This is a genomic window from Streptomyces sp. AA1529, from assembly GCF_000280905.1.
In the GTDB taxonomy this organism is placed as follows: Bacteria; Actinomycetota; Actinomycetes; order Streptomycetales; family Streptomycetaceae; genus Streptomyces.
Map to the genome: position 1 here is coordinate 1 of NZ_ALAP01000060.1, position 21,433 is coordinate 21,433.

General features: G+C 74.0%; 1 protein-coding gene. It reads left to right on the top strand.

The features are described 5' to 3' along the window. Positions 1–5: 5 nt before the first annotated feature. Positions 6–21,293: a lonely Cys domain-containing protein gene (locus A949_RS33745; RefSeq protein ID WP_272944206.1), complete on the top strand. Its 21,288-nt coding sequence runs from the start codon at positions 6–8 to the stop codon at positions 21,291–21,293. The last annotated feature ends 140 nt before the right edge of the window (positions 21,294–21,433 follow it).

Here is a 21,433-nt window from a genome sequence, read left to right on the forward strand (position 1 = left end):
ACTTGGTGGCCGACGGGCGGCTCGGCACGGTCGCGATGCGGCTGCCGGACCGGTCGGTCCGGGAGTTGAGCATCGAGGAGGCCGTCGCGGTCGTGGCGGCGGACGTGGCGCGGGAGAAGCTCGACAAGAGCGTCCCGCTGGTGGTGGTCACCCCGTTCGCGACCGCTCATGACCTGCTGCTGCTGCGGATGCTCGCGGGCGAGACCGGCCACCAGGTGTGGGCACACAGCGGGACGATGACCTTCTCCTACGACAGCGGCAGGCTGCGGATGATCGTGCGTGCCGGTCAGTTCGTGGGCGAATGGATCGGGGTGGAGCCCGCCATGGCTCCGGCCCCGGGCGACACACCGCCGGCCGAGGACTGGTACTGGGAGCAGCGCAACCAGGTCATCACCAGCTCGAAGACGGGGCGGCCCCTCGCAGCCGCATCGTTCGATTCCGAGTTGCACGACCCGGGGTTGGACGAGTTCCTCCCCCTGCTCGATCAGCAGAAGACGTTCTGGCACTTCAACCCCGCGACCGGCTCCCGGCTCGCCGAGGAGCCGCTGCCCACCCCGGCGGGCCTCTCCGAGGAGGACGCCGACCATCAAGAGGGGCACGGCAGCCCCGGCGTGCTCCTGCAGTCCCTGTGGCGGGGCGGCTCCGTCGAGGTCGACGGGCAGCGGATCGAGAGCCTGGCCGCCCGCTTCGCCGAGCTGTTCAAGGGACGCTGGCACGGCATGATGCGCTGTTGGGCGGCTGTCGCCCCCGACGTCAGCGCTCCCGGCGGCAGCCGGGGACACGGGGCGTCCGGCCCAGTGCCGTTCGTCGTGGATCCGCTCCGCGACCTCTCCGCGGCACAGCGGACGGCCAACGGCATGCAACGCTATGTGCGCGGTGCCGAAGGCCTCTACGTTGCTCTCAACCGAGGCGGCGAGTGGTCCCACGGTCTGTCCACCGATGCTCGCGGCCGCCGCCGGCGCTGGCAGATCTTCCGCCCCGAGCCGAGTGGTACCCGACTGGACCCATGGGCCCGGGAGCTGGGGTTGCACACCGGAACCGGCGAGGCGACCGCCGAGGTGCGCGAGCAGGTCCTGGTCCAGCTGCGGGCGCTGAAGCTGACGTTCGGCCGGGACGTGGAGGACACGGACGGGTTCCCGGACCTGCTGGCGGGCGTCGCGGCGCTGGAGCGGATGTGGGAGACGGAGTTCGGTGCCGCGGGTGGCTTCACCCTGGACGCCTTCCGGCGGACCGTCGCGGCTCACCCGCAGGGCCGGCAGGGCGTGGACCGGGCCGGCTACCGCGCCGTGCTGAAGGCCGCCCGGGAAGCCGCTCCGGACACCGCGCTGACCGCGTTCGCGCCGCTGCCGACGGTGACGGAGGCCGCCGCCTGGCTGACGCGGGAGTGGGGCTCCTACGAGTCGGCGACCAGGACGGTCCTCCGCCCGGCTGACACCGGCGCGCGGGAGGTCTCCCGGCTGTTCTGGGCGGCGGTCAAGACACACGACGCGCTGCAGGGGCTCGGCCAGGAGGAGTTGGAGGCCCGCAGCAGCAGGGTGCTGCACCTGGGCGCCCAGGGCGAGACCGCGGACGACGCGCAGGTCGGGAAGATGCGCTCCCTGCTCACCCGGGCGTTCGCGCGTGGCCGCGACGCCGCGGACCCGGACGTGGCCGCCGCCTACCACCTCGACGAGGGCGGGGTCGTCGAGGAGGGGACGGCGCTTCCCTCCACCCGGTACACCGACGGCACGTCCGGGGAAGGGCGCGACTTCCGCGACGAGGCGCCGAGTGTGGACCTGACACGGGTCGAGAGCGGGGACGGCACCCAGGAGCCGGCCCCGTGGATCGGCAAGGACCCGGACGGCAACGACACGCCGCCGCCCTACCTGGTGCGTGCCGTGGTCGACCCGGCCGACACACGGCACCTCCTCCTCGAATACAGCGGCATGACCCTGCGGGTGACGCACGGCGAGTTCGTCGAGCTCCTCGCCGCGGACCTCGTGCTGCGCGCGAAGGAACTGCGCACCGACCTGGTGCTGGACATCCCCGAACTGGACCGACTGGTGCCCGGGCTGGCGAGCCGGATCGCGCAGCACCTCGGCCGGCACGTGTGGTCGACCGCGCTGCCGACCGGCCTCTCCAGAAGCGGCGGGGACGGCAGCTCGCTGCTCGGCACGCGGCACCCGTCCGGTGCTTCCGGCACCGCCTCCGGCCCGGCCTGGACGGAGAACGTGCCCGTCGACCCGGCGGAGCCGGTGGAGGCCCCGCGCCCGGTGCCGGACCCGGTGCCCGAACACGCGCCGCTGCCGGGCGAGCCCGCCGCCGCGCTGCCGCGGCGCCCGGCCCCGACGGCGCCCGCCGCACCGGCCGCCTCCGGGCCGGGAAGCATGGCCGCCACCCGGGTCATCACCCTGGCCAGGACGGCGGACGTCTCGCCGGGCCTCACGGCTCGCGGACGCACGGTGACCACGTCGTCCGACGCCGCTTCCACCGTGTCCAAGGCCCCGGAGTCCTCGGATTCCTCCGTCTTCTCGGGGCCCTCCCGCTCCTCGTCGGCCTCGTCCGAGCCCGGTCCCGACGTGCGAGCGACCGCCCGCAAGGCGGCCATGACCCGGTCCGGCACCGGCGAACCGATGCAGGGCCTGGAGATGACCGGCGGTGCGCCGATTCCCGCCCCTGCTCCCGCGCCGCACACCGAGCCGGTCGGCGCCAGGCCGGTGCGGCCGCTGCCGAAGGCAGTGGTCATGCCGATCGTCGCGGGCTCGGCCACTCCCCAGGGCTCCCCGGCCAACCGGCAGTTGGCGGCCCAGGTGGCCATGACCGGGCTGCGCAACCACGCGCTGCGGGTCTCCCTGCCGGAGATCGTCGTCACCGGGTACGGGGCCGACGCGCCACGTGACACCGGCCGCAACCCGTTCCGCGGCGCGCAGCGGCTCGGGACCGAGCGCGCGGAGGCCGCCCAGGAGGAGTTCCTGCAGCTGCTCGACGAGCAGCTGACGAGCCGGCAGTCCGGTGTGCCGCATGAGCTGCGGCTGAAGGCGGCCGATTTCCTGCTGGTGGCCACCGGGCGGGCCCGCGTGCACCAGGGCGACCCGGTGCTGACCGAGCTGGCGGACATGGCCGGGACCGAGGACATCGAACGGCAGGTGACGATCGAGTTCCAGCACGACCGGGACGCGGCGGCCGTCGAGATGCTGGACGAGCTGCGCCGGACCGACCGGCGGCTGGACGGCGCACCGCTCGACCTGGACAAGGCGGCGCGGCGGATTCTGCACCTGGCCGACGATGCGGCCGTGAGCGCGGAACAGCGCGCCGAGCTGTACGAACTGTGCTGGACCGCGGGGCGGGCGAACCAGGTGACGGGCATGGCGGGGCTGGCCGCCCTGCACCTGGAGCGCGGCCTGGGCGTCCTGGCCCCCGACCGCAGGCGCCACTTCCGCAACGCCACCTCGACGCAGCGGCTCCCCGGCCTGAACTGGAGCGAGCAGCAGGTCGCCCACCTGGACACCAGCCGGCTCCGGCTGCGCGACCGGGACGGGACGCCCGGCTACGCGGAACACTGGAAGACGAGGACACCGTGGCGGCAGCACCCGCGGCCCTATGTCGTGGCGGCCGACATGCGGGACGGAAAGTTCGCGGTCCGGCTGGACGACGACCGGGAACTGCTCATCGACTTCGAGGAGCTCACCGAGCTGGTGGCACTCGACGTGCGGGCCCGGAGGCTGCCGCCGGGTACCGAGATCGTGCTGGCCGTCCCCCACGCCGGTGACGGGCTGCTGCACCACGGACCGCGGCGGCTGGCGGACCGGACCGGGATGACGGTGCACGCGCACAGCGGCGAGGCCCGGCTGACCGAGGCGGAGGGCGCGTCCGCGGTCGTCGTCGTCCGCCACCGGGGCAGGCCGACGGGCGACTGGGTGCCCAGCCGCCCCGGCCTGGGACTCGACCCGCGCGAGGGCGATCCGCTGGCCGAGTTCCGCCAGGCGCTGACCCAGGCCATCATCAGCCTGCGGACGGGTCTGCAGATCGGGCGACGCTCCTTCAACGTGCGCAACCTCGTCGACCACAGCTTCGAGGAGTCGAGCCGGCACCTCGACACGATCACGGAGGCCGTGCACTACGACCCCGTGACGCAGACGTACTCCGAGCCGTTCACCATGGAGGCGCCCGGCAGCCTGGACGACGCGTTCTTCGAGGACACCCACGGCGATCCGCGCGGGCTGATCCTCGCCCTGCGCGACGGCCTCACCAGGAATCTGTTCAAGCGCGAGAGCTGGCCCCGGTGGCACCGGCGCAAGAGTGTGACGGAACGGCCCCGCCGCTGGCTGGACATCCAGGGATGCCAGACGGGTGAGTACCGGGATGTCTCCGTACCGGCCGTGCGGGACGCCAACACCGCCGAGGAGCCGTTCGTCGCGGATCCGCTCACCCAGGTCCCCTATGGGCAACGGATCGCGAACGAGCTGGAGATGCCGGTACGCGCCGGCACCGGATCCGGGGCGCTCGAGGAGATCGACGGCCGCTGGGTCCGGGTGCTGCACACCGACGCGTGGGGCCGCAAGAGCCGGATCGTCATCTTCCTGCCGGAGCCCAAGGGCGCCGAACTGGACAGGCTGGCCGAGACGGTCGGCTGGCACGACGGCAGGGGTGAGGCGCCCGCGGAGACACGGGCACGGGTGCTGCGCGGGGTGCGGGCACTGCGCCTGGTGTTCGGCTGGAACGTCGAGGCTGAGGCGGCCGACCACGGCGGCTATACGGAGCTGCTGCGCGGGTTCGCGGCGCTGGACGACATGTGGCGCGCCGATGACCGGTTCGCCGACGTGGGCCGGTTCACGATGGACATGTTCCACCGGGTGGTGGCCGCCAGGCCGGAGGGCGGTGCCGATCCGGACGCGGCGGCCTACCGTGCGCTGCTGTCGGCGGCCCGGGCGCAGCCGCCGGGCACGTCGTTGCGGGACTTCGTACCGGGGCTCCCGGCCGCGGTGGACCGGGCGGTCGCCTGGACGCGGCAACCGGGTGTGCATCCGCGAGCCGAGGCCGCCGACGTGCTGCGGCGGACCGAGGACCAGGTGGGTCCCGCGGCGCTGTCGCGGCTCTTCTGGGCGCGGGTCGAGGCCGAGGAGACGCTGGAGCGGCTCGGAGCGCAGGACGTCGACGCGCTGATCCCGAAGGTGCTCGGCACCGACCCGTCCGTCGCGCCGGACGAGACGCTGCGCGCGAACATGCGGGGCGCCTTCACCGCCACGTACGCTGCCGGCTGGAACGGGTCCGACCCCGATGTGGTCGCCGCCTACCGGCTGACGCGGCTGGGGGCCCACGGCACGGACACCGAACTGCGGACGGCCAACACCGCCGAGACGCTGGACATGCTGAAGAAGGAGAGCGAGGACAACCGGCGGGCCGGACGTCGCGTCGAGGACTTCTCCTCCGATCTGTACGACGGGCTGGGACGTGACTTCGGGCCCGAGCCGAAGCCTGCCAGGGTCGACCTGTCCCAGATCCACACACCGAACGGACTCCGCGACACGAAGTGGATCTCCCCACAGGACAACGTGACGACCTCCCCGAAGCCGGTCCTGGTCCGGGCGGTCACCGACCCGGGCCGTCCGGGCATCTTCCGCGTCCGGCTGGGCAACGTGGACCACGAGGTATCACTCGGCGTCTTCCTCGAACTGCTGGCGACGGACCGCGAGCTGATGAAGGCCGAGGCCGATGCCCCGATCGTGCTCGCGCTGACCGGGCTGGACGCCGATGCCGCGAGGACGGCGAGGCGGTTCGCGGACCGGCTCGCCCGGACGGTGTGGTGGACGCGAGAGCCGGTGGACCTGTCGGAGACGGGTGACAACGGACTGCCGGTGCTCACGGTGCGCCCCGGCCCGCTCGGGTCGTCCGTGCTCCCGGACGGCGGCTGGCGGCGGACGCTGCCGCGCCGCCGCGGCCCTCAGGGGGCGCCGTCGTCCGTGCCGCGCTCGGCGGCGTCGTCCGCTCCCGAGACCTCGCGGGGTCCCTCGTCCGCTTCGCCGACCGCGCCGTCCGTGCCGTCGGACCCGGCACGCGCCGGGGTGCGCGCGGCCCTGGGCGGGGTGACCGCAGACGAGCTGTACGCGCGGGACGTCTTCGACCCGGAATCGGAAGCGGAATCCGAGGACGAGGCCGTGCTCTCGGACGACGGCTCTTCCGTCGCCTCGGCGGCGGACACCCTCGCGACCTCGGTGGACGGTTCCTCCGTCGGCCCGGGCGAGGGGTCCCCGGCCGCCGGCCGCCGGCGGGGGGACCACGGCCGGGAGGAGGCGCTCGGCCGACGTCGGGCACGGGAGCTGACCCGCTCCTCGCAAGGGCAGCCGATGCCGGGACTGGGGGCGGCCGCTGCCAGTTCCTCCGCCCCGGTGTCGCCGGTGCCGGCGCCCACGGCGCCGCCCGTCGCGTCGATGTCGGCCCCGGCGTCGCCCGTCCTGGCACCGACGGTGGCACCGCCGCTCCCGGGAGTCTCGATCCTCCCGCCGCCACGGCCGGTACCGGCCGCCATGATGGCGCCGTTCGCACCCGCCGGCGAGCAGTTCGCCGACGGGGGGGCCGGTATCGGGAGGTTCGCGCAGCACATGGCCAGGGTCGGGCTGCGCAATCACCAGCTCGGGGTGGCGCTGCCGGGCATCGACGTCACGGCGTACGGTGCCGACGCCGTCCGCAGCGGTTCGGACAGGCGATGGCGAGCGGCCGCACAACGATCCGGTGAGCGGCGGGCGGACCGGGCCGTCGAGGAGTTCCGGCGCCGTCTGCAGACCGAACTGTGGGACCTCCAGCGCGGGCTGCCGGCCGGGGTCCGTCCGCTCAGGGCCGACGACTTCATCATCACCTCCCGGGGCGGGATAAGCGTCCCGGACGACGTCTGGGACCGGACGCTGCCGTCGCGGGTCGATCTGCACGCGGCGAGGGACCGGCAGGCCACCTTCGAAGTGCTGCTGCCCCCCGAGGCGGAGGCGGTGGAGCTCCTCAACAGGATGCACCGGCGCGACCGGCGCTGGGACGGGGCGCCGCTGGACCTCAACCATCTCGCCCGGCAGGTGCTGCATCTGGAGCAGGACGCGGTCGTCGACGCCGCGCTCCGCCAGCGGTTGCTGGCCCTGGTCGGCCGCGCCCTGAAGGCGGGCAGGACCCACGGATTCGCCCAACTGGCGGCCTTCGACCTGGAAGAGCGCGGCGTCCTGGACCCGCGCCGGAAGCAGCACTTCACCATGGGCGGGGTTCGGATTCCCGGCCTGAACTGGACTCCGATAGAGAGCATCGAGCTGAACACGGCCATCCGGTTCACCCACTGGGAGCTGGCGGTTCCGTCGGGTACGGCTTCGCCGGTGGGGTCGGTACCCGCCTCGGGCGCCACCTCGCCTGCGGGGGCGGCGTCACCCGCCGGTACGGCGTCGCCTGCGGGCGCGGCGTCACCCGCCGGTACGGCGTCGCCCACGGTCCCGGCTTCGCCTGCCGGCACGGCCTCGCCCACGGTCCCGGCGTCGCCCACGGGGGCGGCATCCCCCACGGGCGCGGTGTCCCCGGCTCCCGCGCGCAACACGAGCCAGGAGCCGACGGTCCCCTGGGACGACAGCCCGGCTTCGAGGCCCTACGTGGTGGCGGGAGTGGGCGGACCCCAGCACGTCGTGGTGAGCCTTCCGGACGGCTCCGAGCTGACCGTCGGTTACGAGGAATTCGTCGAGCTGATCGCGGCCGACCCGGCGCTGCGTGCCCTGCCGCCCGACAGCCCGATCGTGCTCGCCGTCCCGGACGCCGGTGCCCTGCTGCTGGACCTGCCCAGGCTGCTGGCCGAGCGGACCGGACGGACGGTGTGGGCCCACACCGCGAAGGTGCTGCTCGGCAAGAACACCCACGGTGAGTTCACCGTCGACACGTGGCACGCATGGGGCCGGCGGCAGGGCGACTGGGTGAAGAGCCTGCCCGGTACGGCATGGGATCCGCGGGACGGCGACGCGCTGGGCTGGTTCCGTCACGTACGGTCCCACGCCGTGATCAGCAGGACCACCGGTCTGCAGATCGGCCGCTCCTCGCACGACACCTTCGACATGGTGTGGAACGGGTTCGAGGACCAGCAACGGTATCTGGACCAGATCACGACGTTCGTCCATCGCAACCCCGTCACCGGGGAGTACTCCGACGAGCTGCCGCTGCCGGGGCTCGGCGACGAGAGCGACGCCACCCACGAGGACACGCACGCCGGCCCCGAGGGGCAGCAGCTGATGACACTCGACGGCCGGGGGTTCGTGCTCGCCGGATCCGCGGAACTGCGTGCCTGGTACCGCCGCAAGAGCGTGACCGGTAGCTGGATCTCGATCGGGGGGTGCTCGGTCGGTGCGTACCTGGACGCGTCCGTGCCGTGGATCAGCAACCTCACCACCCATGTCGAGAAGCCCTTCGTCCCCGATCCGCTCGCGGAGGAGCCGCAGGGCCAGCGCATCGCGAACGCGGCCCGCAAGGGCGTGCGCGCCGCCACCCGCTCCCAGGGAGTGACGAAACGGAACGGCAGGTACGTCCGAGTCCTCGATTCGGATGCCTGGGGCCGGCCCGGCGAGTGGCAGTTCTTCCTGCCGGAGCCCGAGGGCGACGAACTTGACCTGTTGGCCGACGCGGTGGGACGGCACGCCGACACGGAGGATGAGCGGGCATGGGAACGGCTGCGGACACTGCGTGCGGTGCGGGCCCTGCGGCTGACCTTCGGCCAGGACGTCGAGCGGACGGAGCCGAGAGACGCCTACCTCGGTCTGCTGCGCGGATTCGCGGCACTGGACGACATGTGGGAGGCCGACGACCGGTTCACCGGGCTGGGCCTGTTCACGATGGACATGTTCGACCGGGTGGTCGCGGAGCGCCCCGACGGCGGGCCCGGCGCGGATCGGGAGGCCTACCGAAGGGTTCTGTCCGAGGCCGCGTTCGCCGGACCCGGCGCGACGCTCGCACACTTCGTCTCGGCGCCGCCGGCGGTCGACCACGCCCTGGCGTGGCGGAAGAGCACGGACTTCGACGCGCAGGCGGCCGTCGCGCTGGACATTCAGCCGGACGAGGTGACGGAAGCGGACCGTTCGCGACTGTTCTGGGCCCGGGTCAAGGCCGAGGAGACGCTGCGCGCGCCCGGGGTGGACGTGCCCGGCCTGCTCAGAAAAGTCCTCGGCTATCCCTTGCAGTTGCCACCGACGTACTCGCACGCGCCGCTGTGGACCGCCTACACCCGGGCTTTCGCCGCCGGACGGGACGCCACCGACCCCGCGGTGGTCGCCGCGCACGAACTGGAGCTGGCCGGCGCGACGGCCGACGACACCCGCCAGGTCGTCCTGCTGGATGACGGCTGGGGCTCCGGGCGGAACTACGGCCCGGAACGACAGCACAGGCACGTGGAATTGTCCGAGATCCGGACCCCGGCCGGCCGGGAGCCCGCCAAGTGGGCCGAGGGCCCCCAGCCGCCCAGCCCCCACCTCGTGGTGGCCGACCCCGACCCCGGTGATCCCGACCGCATCGCGGTGCAGATCGCCGGGGAGAAGCGGCGCGTCACGCTCGACGTCTTCATCGAGCTGGTGGCCGCCGACCGCTCCCTGATGAACCGCGCGGCACACGTCCCGGTCGTGCTGGCTCTCCCGGAACTGGGACGACTCGCCCCCGCACTCGCGCAGCGGCTGGCCGACCGGCTGGGCCGGGACGTGTGGTGGACGAGCCTGCCGGTGAAACTGACCGAGGCCGATTCCGGCGGCCCATCCGTCCTGGAGTTGACGGACGGCCCCGCCGGCTCGCCCGCGCCGACCGTGGACGCCTGGCAGAAGACGCAGCCGCGGATTCCCGCCCTTCCGGCGGCCACGTCGTCCGGCTCCGCCCCGCAGCCGGTGCCCTCTTCCGCAGGACGTGCGGCCGTCCGTGCGGTGCCGGGCCCCGGTGTCGCGGCCCCGGACGTCCTCGACGCGCAGGTCCTCGCCCCGGAGAACCCGGACGCATCGTCGGACACGGACGACGCGGCCGCGGCCGTCCCGGACTCCTCCGCGGACCCCGCGCGGCGGCGCCCCTCCGCCCCGCCCCTCAAGTCCGCGCTGCGCGCCGAGCCGGCACCGCTGTCGAGCGCCGCGCCGGTCCCGGCGTCCGCCGGGCCGGTGCTCGCGGCCCCGGTCACCGCACCGGTCGGGAGCACCCCGGCCGCCCCGGCCACCGTGCCGGCGCGCGGCACGGGCACGGTCTCCGCGCCGCCCGCCCGCTCCTCGGCCACGTTCGTGCCGTTCTGGCGCTCCTCCACCCACCTGTCGCGCAAGGAGTGGTCGTCCATCGAGCAGTCGGCCCGCCGCGTGGCGCGGGTCGCTGTGGCGCACCGCGAACTGGGGGTCTCCCCTCAGGAGGTCGACATCGTCGGCCACAGTGACGGGTTGCCCGGCACGGCGTGGGGAGCCGAGCGGATCGGCACGGCGCGGGCGAGGGAGGTGGCCGCCGTCTTCCGGCGGGCTCTGGAGCGGGAGCTGGCCGGGCTCCAGGCGGGTCTCCCGGCCGGGCAGCGGCCGTTGCGGGCAGCGGACGTCCCGGTGCGGGCCCGGTACGGCGGACGGCGAGGCGCCGAGGGGCCGTCGCGTACCGGCGAAGCCGCGCGGCACACGGTGATCGACGTGTCCGGACCGTCGGTCGCGGACGCGCGGCACGTGCTGGACGCGTTGGCCGAGGGTGCGGCCGAGCGGTTCGGCAGGCCCCGGATGTCGCGCGAGGAACAGGCCCGGCAGGTGCTGCATCTGGCCGGCGACGCCGAGGTGGACCACTCGGTGCTCGGCGCGCTGTACACCCTGGTCGGGCAGGCGCGGACGGCCGGCCAGGCGGATTCGACGGGTGCGCTGGCCGCCTTCCACCTCGGGCAGCCCGGTGTCCTGGAGCGGCTCGGACTGGCCGCAGCGGGCCGGACGCGGTACTTCACCCACCGAGGGGAACGCATCCCCGGGCTGAACGGGGGAGAGCAGGCGGTCACCGAGTTCGACATCCTGCGCGCGTCGGCGGACGGCTCCCTGACGGGAGGCGACGCGCACCAGACGGCCCCCTGGTCCGGTGGGCGGAGCTATCCCGTCTCGGCCGCGCTGCGGGACGGTCTGGTCGGGCTGCGGTGGCCGGACGGCGCACTGCGCGAGCAGAGCATCGAGGAGACCGCCGCCGTCGTGCGTGCGGACATGGAACGTGAGGGGCTGGGACACCGCGTCCCGATCGTGTGGCCCACCCGGATGACGGGGCAGGCCGACCTCGAGCGGATCGAGTTGTTCGCGAACCTCGTCGGCCGCACGGTGTGGGTGCACAGCGGCACAGTGGACTTCCGCCCCGGCTCCGACGTGATCCGGGTGGTCCACCAGGAGGGGCGGCCGGAAGGCGACTGGCTGGCCGTCGAGCCCACCGAGCAGCCCGCGCCCGCCGAGGCGGGTCCGGACTGGGACCGGGAGACGTATCTGCGTCCCGCGGTCGGCAGGCGCAGCCACCGGCGGACCGGCACGAGCTTCTTCTCCCCGGCGGACCTGGCGGGTGCCCGGGAGGAGTTCAGCCGCGATCTGGCCCGGCAGACCGGGTTCGTGCACTACAACCCGGCCACGGGCGAGATGTCGGAGGAGATTCCGCTCCGGGGGCCGGCGCTGCAGGGCTCGGAGTACCAGGCCGAGCACCTGTTCGGGCACTCCCTGCCGGGGCGGGTGGCCCAGGCACGGCCGGACGGCACGTACGGCATGCTCGACGAGGGCGGGATCGAGAGCTGGGCCGCGCGGCTCCTGCGCCGCAGCCGCGCCCGGTGGATCAGTCTGGTGTCCTGCTGGGGCGGGGCCCCGCTCGACCTCGACGGAGCCCGTGGCCGTACCGGCCGGGGCGAGGCCGCCGGGATGCCGTTCGTCGTCAACCCGCTCCGGCACATCTCCGCGGGCCAGCGGGCCGCCAACGGCGGACGGCTGCCGGTGCGGGCCCCGGACCACATCCACGCCGTCGTCCGGGACGGCGCGGGCCGGCAGCGGCACGCGCTCTACACCGACGCGCGCGGGCGGCGCACCCGGTGGCAGTACTTCCGGCCCGAGCCGACCTCGTCGGAGCTGGGCAGACTGGCGCGGATCGCCGGGCTGCACAGCGGTCCCCGGCCGTCGTCCGAGGCGGTCCGGGAGCGCACCCTGGAGCTGGTGCGCGCACTGAAGATCACCTTCGGCCGCGACGTGGAGGACGCGGCGGACTTCCACCAACTGCTGCGCGGCGCCGCGGCCCTGGAGGGCATGTGGCGCAACGACCCGGCACTCGGGGCGTGGGGCCCGTTCACGCTGGACGCCCTCCAGCGGACGGTTGCGGCGCACCCCGCCGGGCGGCAGGGCGTCGACCAGGCCGGCTACCGCGCGGTGCTGGCGGATGCCACGCGGGCCCGCCCCGACGTCCCGCTGAGCGCCTTCGTGTCCATGCCCGCCGTGGAGCAGGCCCTCCGGTGGCTGCGCGAGACGGGCGCCGACACGCTGACCGCGCAGGCGCCGGAATCCCCCTTCACCGGGGAGGACCTGCGCTCCTGGATGTTCTGGGCGCGGGTGAAGACGTACGACGCGCTGGCCGGTGCCGAGGTGGCGGCTGTCGCCCGCAAGGTGCTGCACCTGGGCCCGGACGAGACCGTGGACGCGGCCCGCGAGGAGGAGCTCCGCCGGGTGCTCACCCGGGCCTTCGCCGAGGGCCGCGCCGCCGCCGATCCGCTCGGGGCCGTGATGGACCCGGACGTGGCCGCCGCCCACCACCTCCAGCAGGCCGGACTGCTGGGTGAGGCCACCACGGCGGGCACACTCGGCAGCGGCGACGAGACCGGCACCGCACGGGACTTCACGGGCCTGCCGGTGCTGCCGGTGGTGGACCTGACGACGGTCGAGGTGAACGGCGCACCGCAGCAGGCCCCCTGGCTCTCCCCGCGAGAGGAGGAGGTGAGCCGGCCGACGCCCAGCCTGGTCCGGGGCACGCTGGACCGGGCCGACAGGCGCTACTTCCTGCTGACCCTGCCGGACGGGACGACGCACCGCGCCCCGCACAGCGAGCTCCCGCACCTGCTGGCCGCCGACCCCGCCCTGCAGGCCCTGGACCTGGCGGTCGACCTCGTGCTGGACGTTCCGGAGCTGGACCGGTACGCGCCGGGCCTGGCCGACGACCTGGCGCAACTGCTGGGCCGCGGCGTCTGGTCGACGCCCGCCGCGACCGGTCTGCGGCCCAGCGGCCGGGACGGCAGCTCGGTGCTCACCCTCCGCCCGTCGGAGGGAGACCCGGACACCCCGCTCACCTGGACGCGGAGCGCGCCGCGCGACCCGGCCGAGCCGGTGTACGCGCCGAGCCCGGTACCGGACCCGCTGCCGGACGCGGCGCCGCTGCCGGACCCGGCCACCGCTGCCGGGCCGCCGGCGATCGCGCCCCTGCCGGAACTCCCGGCGCAGGCACGGGTCCCGGCGGCGACGCGCGTCCCGCGGAGCACTGCCCCGGCGGACTCGGAGTGGGACACGTCCGATGGCACGGTGAGCGAGCCGGAGCCCGCCGCGCCGTCCGGGGACGAGTCGCGGTCGTCGGCCTGGGTGCACGACGCGCTGGTGGCCTCCGATCCGGCCGGGAACGAGCAGCGGGACACCGACCCCGAGACCGTCGGCACGCCGCCACCCACCGGCGGGCGAACCGGACAGGGCCCCGGCCGGGACCGGGCGCCCGGCCGCGGACCGGTCACCGTTCCCGAGGACGACAGCGACTCCGGCTTCGAGGCCGACTCGGAGGCGGACTCCGAGATCGGCTCCGACTCCGAGTCGGACTTCGAGCCGGCCCCCGAGCCGCCGGAGCCCGTCTCCGAGCCGGTTGCCGGGTTCGAGTCGGACTCCGGTTCCGACTACGAGCGTGCCGTCTCCGAGCCGGACTCCGGCTCCGAGCCGGGCTCGGCCCCGGACTACGAGCCCGCCTCCGGGTTCGAGTCGGACTCCGGCTCCGAGCCGGTCCCCGAGTCCCGGCCGGCCGCCGAATCGGCGGCGGAGTCCGGGTCGGAAGACGGAGACGACACGGATGCGTCCTCCGAGGCGGACACGCTCTCCGAAACCGGCTCCGATTCCGACGGGTTCTCCACCTTCGTCGCGAACTTCGGCCACGGCCACCGCGGACTCCTGGGATCGGTGCACGTCATGCCGTTCCCGGACGAGACGCTGGAGTGGCTGCACGCCGGAATCGGCACCGCCGTACGCGCCCGGCACCGGGCGGACGTGGGGACGGCCACCGAGGATCTGGAGGCGCAGGACCAGCGGGGCAGCGCGGCGCTGCTGGGCGAGGTGGCGACCGCGTACGCGCAGAGTCCCGTCCTGGAGTCGCTGCCGTATGTGCTGAGCACCAAGGGCATGGTGCGGACGGTGACCTATCGGGGCCGCCGCTACCAGGTGTCCTGGCGGCTGGAGCTGGGGGAGGCCCGGCTCGCGCCGACGATGGCGTCCGAGGTGCCCGAGGGGCGCACGATCCAGGTCGAGGAGCGGAACAAGACCACCGTCACCTCCAGCAGCAACGGCGGACGGCAGACCGTGCGGACCTTCCCGCTCTCCTACGGCCGTACGTGGGCGATGGACCGCACGGGGAATCCCGTGCTGGCGTCGCTGGCATCCCTGGGCATCACCCCGAAGCTGACGCTGCTGCACAACCAGGAAGGCATCTCGGCGACGGTCGCGAAGGAATACATGGCGATGTCGGCGCTGGCCTTCGGCATGGAGCCCTCGTCCCTCTACGACTACGGCATGGTCTCGCAGATCAAGGTCGAAGCACTCGACGCCCCGGCTCCGCCCCGCGCGATCGGGCCGGCGCCCGGCGAGGAGACCGGGACCGGGACCGGGACGGAGGAGTCCTCCGCGGCCGACCCGACCGGGTCCGGGCGCACCTCCACGTCCGCGGACGCATCCGCGCCCGAGGCCGCGTCCGATGCCGCGTCCGAGACCGTGTCCGACGAGGCGTCCGACAGCGCGTCCGAAGCCGCGACCGACGACACGTCCCAGGACGACGGCTGGGGCGACATCCCGCCCGCGACCGCTCCCGGCCGGGTCGCCGCGTGGTTCCCCGACTACCTCACGCGTCCCCCGGAGCCGGCTCCATACGGCACGCTCTTCGCGTCGGACGAGGAGCTGCCGGCCGAGCCGCGGACCCTCTCCGCCGGCTTCCTGCCCATCCGCATGGACACCATCCAGGACCCCGCCGCGCTGCACGACGAGATCGTCGCCTCCGACGAGCTGCGTCCGCACCTGCGCAGGCTCTCCTCCGAGTCGGCCGATGACCTGGGCGAGTTCCTCTCGGAGAACAACCAGCGCTCCGGACTGCCGCTGATGCTGGCGGGTGCCTACCCCTCACCGGTGCTGCGGGACCGCGCCGGGGACACGATGGGCTTCCTGGAGGTCAGGGCGCGGCTGAGGTGGCTGAACCCGGATGTGCTGGTCAGGTCGAAGAACGTGGTGCTGGAGAACAGCCTGCTCTACACGGCGGGAGCCAAGAACTCCTACACGGTGTCCAACGCCGTGCAGCCGGGCTTCTCCTTCGCCCCGGCCTTCGCGGATCCCGACGGCTCGGGGGTCGGCGGCGGCCCGACCTTCTCCGGCGCCTACCAGTACCAGCGCGACCACGGCTTCGACTCGGGCGGGACGGCGTACAACTGGTTCGGCATCGCCACCGAGAACCCGCAGCTCCTGGTCGAGGCGGACATCGAGTTCGAGGCGGTGTTCGTCTCCGCCGAGGGGGGCCGCTCCGAACCGTTCACCTTCAGCCGCCCCGCGAGCCACCTCCTGCGGGTACCGAGCAGGGCCGAGGTCGAGGGCGTCCCCGTCCCGCCGGGTCAGGAGCGGCACCTGCCACCGGACGTGCTCGGGCTCCGCGCTCTCGGGGTGTCCGTGACCCCCCTCGAACTCACCGGTACCGAGGCCCAGTTCGAGGCGATCGAGAACAAGGTGCGGTCCTTCGGGCTGCTGCCCCCGGTGGAGCGCACCTCGCTGAACTGGATGGACGAGGTGAGCCGCAAGAAGACCCTCCAGGCGTGGGCCGCCAACCAGCGTGAGCTGTCCCTCGCCCGCTCGCAGGTCGGGTTGCGCTGCGCCTCGCGCGACATGGTGGGCGCGGGCCACCACATGTACTTCGACCTGCCGCACGAATACGACAACTGGCGTGCGTGCGCGGTCCTGCGGATGAAGCCGCAGGAGGGGACCTCCCCCCGGCACCGCCGCAACTTCCCGGGCTGGTCCTCGCTCAACGCCACCGGCCTGGCGACCGCCGGCGGCGAGTCCTTCACCTCCTCGCACACGCTGACCGGCGCGTTCGCGGGAGAGGCACACGGACCGGTCTCCGGTGACACGACGATGAAGGGCGGCATCCCCTACAGCCTCTCGGCCGGCGGGCAGCACACCGAAACCGCCGGCTCCGCCTCCGGATACGCCCTGGACAAGCTCCTCTACACCCAGACCGGCCTGGCCCAGTACGACATCCCGGTCACCTACGACGCCGAGCTGTTCTTCGGAGGGGGCACCGATCCGGTGTGGGTCTCCGACCCGAGCGACGGGAACTTCGCCGCCACCTTCCCACTGGCCCGCACTCTCGCGGAGCGGCCCGCCCTGCTCCCCGCGGCCACCATCCGTCCCGCCACCGACGAGGACCACCGGCTGGCCCGGATGCAGCCGGACGAGGAGGGCCGGCGGCCGGAAGGGGCGCAACTGCTCCCGGCGCACGCGCACGTGAACTCGGCCATCGGCAGCGCCGAGCTGATCTCGGCCTTCCAGCAGCTCCTCACGGGCCGCAGCCCCGGGGACGACACCGCGGACGCTCCGGCCCCCGGGGCGCTGGCCAGGATCCTGAACTGGACCGCCGAGCACGGCAGCCAGGTCGGGACGCTGCTGCCGGGATTCGTCACCCAGCCGGCGCAATGGCTGAAGGACGTCACATTCGGCCAGTCCCTGGCCTACCCCGAGAACCCTGCCCAGGAATCCGCCCGGGCCGCCCTGTCGAGCACGTCCCTCCTCGCCCTGGCGGTCCAGATCGCGCGCGGGGGCTACAGCTACCACGCGGGATCGGCCGGCTCCTTGATGGGCACCGAAGTACAGGGGGAGGTGCGCGGCTACCTGCACGACGTGCAGTACCTGGGCGTCGGCACCCCGCCGGAGGAGGGTTTCACCGGGTCCGGGAACTGGATGGAGAGCGACGTCACCGCCACCGACGCGGCCTGGCGGGGCCGCGGCGGCAAGCGCACCGCGCAGCTCGGCTTCAGCGGCTCGGTCACCCGCGCGGACGGGGACGTGTCGGGCAGCGTCACCGGCAGCGGAAGCCAGAGCTTCGCCGTCTCGTGGAGCGTGAGCGACACCGACTCCGTCTTCAGCGACCGGATGAATGTCGAGGCCAGGGAACCGCACCATGCCTTCCGCGCCGATTTCACCTACCTGTCCTCCCTTTCCGTGGGGCACGTCAACGCGCTCGCCAACGCCCTCGGGGTCGGCCCGCAGACCGTCCGGACCCTCGCGACACATGTGCCGGGCGCCCTCGTCTTCTGGGTCTCGGAGACCGGCGTCCGGGAGGACCCGCGGCTGGCGGAGCTGGCCGGGCTCACTCCGCACGAACCGACCCTCGACCGGCGCCTCCCGCCCTTCTTCGTCCGCTCGGGCGGCCGGGCCCTCGGTCCCGCCACCGTGCCCGAAACCCTGCCGGACGGTCCGCTGGACGCGTTCGTCGAGGCGCTGCGTGCCGAGGCCGAGCGGGTGGCGCCCGGTTCGCTCACCCCGGGCAGCGGCAGCTACGTCTACGGTCTGGACTCCCGCATCACGCAGACCGGTTCGGCCATCGGCACCCGGGCACTGGTCGGCGCGGGCGCCGACAGGTGGCTGAAGCCGATCACCTTCGTGTACCGGGGACGAGGCCGTGGGGAGTCCGCTCCCGGTGTCTGGGGCGGCCTGTACCGGGTGACGCTGTCGGTCAACGCCCGCCCGGCGCCCGATCGCGACCTGGGCGAGGTGCGCGGCGCGCTGCGGCCGAAGTCCGGTCTGGAGAACATCTACTCCTCGACGCCCAGCTCGGTGACGCGCACGGCCGCCCGGTCCGGCACCTTCAGCCTGAGCCTCAGCCCGTCGGCCGGGTTCCCCGTCGTGGTCGGAACGGACAACGCGGGCAGCGCCGGAGTCTCGGCGTCCTTCGCCTCGAACAGCTCCCGCTCCACCTCCCTGACCCTCTCGCCCACCCGCCAGCAGTGGGTGCGGACCTACGCTCCGGCCGCGCAGTTCGACGTGGCGTACGAGTTCCGGGCGACCGCCTCCGCCGAACTGCTGCCGGACACGCTGCCCGGCTTCCTCGTCAACCAGGTCGTCTCGCTGAAGGAGCTGACCGAGCTGCTGGTCGAGGGCGGGCTGTCGGCGGGCGAGACCCTCGGGCTGCGCCGGCTGCTGAGCCGCATGGCCGACGGCATGACTGAACTGCCGAGCGCGCTGGCGGCCGTCCTCGGCCGTACTCCGGACGCCGCGGCGGAGGACGGGACACTGCCCCCTCCGGTCACTGCGACGGGCGCGACAGACGAGGCGATTCCCCTCGATACGCTGACCGCGTCCGGCGAGCGGGCCGAGGGGAATCGCGCCGCCCCGGTGGGCGAGGCCCCCGCCGCGGAGCGCGACACCGCCGAGCCGGACCCGGCCGGGTCCACCGAGCCCGCCGAGGCCACCACGTCGCAGGAGGAGCCCCAGCCCGGTACCCCCGTCTCCAGCACGCCCTTCACCGTCCATCTGCGCTTTCCCGCGCACGAAACGCCGTACGAGCGCCCGGACGGCACCGTGGACTGGTCCACCGCGCCCGAGTTGCTGACCCCCCAGCTGCACGAGAGCGACCCCCGCCAGGCCCGGTCCCTCCCGGAGCCGGCCACCGACCTGGCCGCCGAGACGGCCACCGGTACGCCCGCCGACACGGCGACCGGTTCGGCGGAGGAAACGGCACCGGCGCCGGAGCCGCTGGGCGCCGGCGCCCGCTGGACACCCGAGCAGACGCTCATCGTCGGTGACTTCGACGCGGTGGACCAACTCGCCGACGCGCTCCGCGCCGTCGACCCCGCCCTGCGCGACGGGGGGCTGCCGAAGACCTCCGAGTCCCAGGAGTCCACGATGCTCCGCATCGGGAACCTCGTCGGCTCCGGCAAGGTGGCACTCACCGCAGCGCAGGCGTCCCGTTTCACCGGCAAGCGGCCGTCGGGCAGCTCCTCCTCGGTCCGGCTGGACCTCTACCGGCCGCAGACCGAGAGTTCCAGCCGGACCCTCGTCCTGATGGGAATCCGCGTCAACATCCGCAGCGCCTCGTCCTCGGGCAGCCAGACGTACTCGCCGTCGGCGAACGTGCCGTTGAGCGGCGGACTGACGGAGGGGAACACCGACACCCTCGGCGGGGCGGTCCCCGTGGCGGGGGAGAACATCACCACGGGGAAGTCGACCGGCGTCTCCAGCTACCGCCGCGAGATCCTCAAGTACGGCACCGGCCTGTCGCAGAACGAGGACGAGGAGCAGGACGACAGCGGGGTACTCGGCTACACCCTGACCGTGCACACCGCGCTGGAGGTCTCCGGGCCCGAGGGCACCCGCTGGGTGACGGGCAACGCCGTGGTCCGGGCCACCCTGGAGGACGTCCTCGGCAACGGCCTCACACCGGTCCGGCCCTCCGCGAACGTCTACGACGCGCTGTCCGTCGTGGCCGAGAGCGGCCCCCGCGACTGGAGCGCCGTCTCCTCCGAGGACTTCGGCGCCCTGCTCGCCGGAGCGTTCACCGAGGACGACGCGGCCCCGCAGGTCTGGCTGGACCCCGGTGACGTCCCGACGGCCGCCCGCTACGCACTGCTCGGTGCGCGTACCGCCCTGCTGGACGGCGGCACGCTCGCCCATGCACGGGAAGCCGCCGGTGCCCGGCTCCCCGAAGCCTTCTCGAACCTCATGGGCGCCGCGGCCCACGCCGCCGCTCTCGCCCTCCGGCCGGTCACCCTGGTGCTGCGCACCCCCGAGGGGCCGGTCCATCTGCCCTTCTCCCTGCCGGGGACGGAGCCGGCGAACGTGTCGGTCGACCCGCCCGAGCCGGAACACCCGGCGTCGCCGCTGCCCCCGGTGCCGTCCGTGCCGTTGGACCCGTCCGACTACTCCGGTGTCTCGGAGCTGGATCTGGATCTGGAGTCCCGCTCGGGGTCCCGGTCGGAGTCGCGGACGGAGTCCGACCGGGCGCACGCCCGCGAGGCGGAGCACCGGTCCGGGCCGGAGCACGAGTCCGAGTCCTGGACCGCGCCGACGCCGTCGGGCGAGGAATCGGTACCGGACATCGTGGTGACACCCCCGGAGGAGGACGTCCGCGCCCGCGAGGAACCGGGCCGTGCCGCGCTGCATCTGGACCCGGACACCGTGTGGGACGCCGAGCAGCAGGCCGAACTGACGCGGCTGGAGGAACAGGCCGTCGCCACCGGGCAGGACCCGGCCGACCCCGCGGTGCTCGCGCTCCTGCACCTGACCGCACTCGGCGCGTTCTCGGCGGCCACCCGGATCGTGGACTCCGAGGGCAACCACCAGGGCCGCAACTACGGGAGCACACCTACGCCCGGCGGGCTGGAGCCGCTGCGGATGTACACGGTCCGGCCCGGCCCCGACGGGAACACCACCGAGCTGGAGTTCACCCCGTGGGCCGCAGACGGCGGCCCCCTCCCGTACTTCGTGAGCACCGACGCGGACGAGGCGGGCGCCGGCACCGTCCTGCGGCTGCCGGGCGGCACCGTACGGGTCTCCGAAGCGGAACTGTTCGCGCTGCTGGCCGCCGACCCGGAGCTGCGCGAGGCCGGCCCGGACCGGTGGGTCGCGCTGCTGGCCGGCGGTCCGGCCGCGGAGTCCCGGACCGCCGAGCAACAGGCTTACTCCGAGCGGGAGAACCGGACCGCGATCGGCTACAGCGGGGCGCTCCTCCTCTCCGAGGGCGACCCGTCCGAGCCGAGCTGGCTGACCGCGCTCCCGGACCGGTCGACCGGTGCCCCGGGCCGCTGGCACCGCACCCGGCCCGCCGCCTCGTCCGGCGCACGGGCGGCCGGGACACCCTCCACCGGGCGGGCCGCGCACCCCGGGCGTGAGGTGCCGTACTCGGTCGACGGCTGGTTCGACGAGAGCTTCGCCGCCACCCGGGAGCACTTCCCGTCCCCGCTGGCCACCTCCACGGAGCGGAGCACGGTGTGGGGCAGGGGCACTCCGATCCGGACCTGCACATGTTCGTGGCCGAACTGCCCGGGCTGGGGCTGCGTGGTGAGTACAACCCGGCGGGGCCGTCGGCCGGCCAGGTGACGGATGCGGACGGGCGCCTGTACAGTGAAGGCCCTGCCTGGGACTGGTACCTGGCAGGACGCGGTCTGGTCGCCTCCTCCAGGCTGCGGACGATTCTTCTGGCACAGGACGTCGAGGGGACCGCGGACGATCCCGGTGTT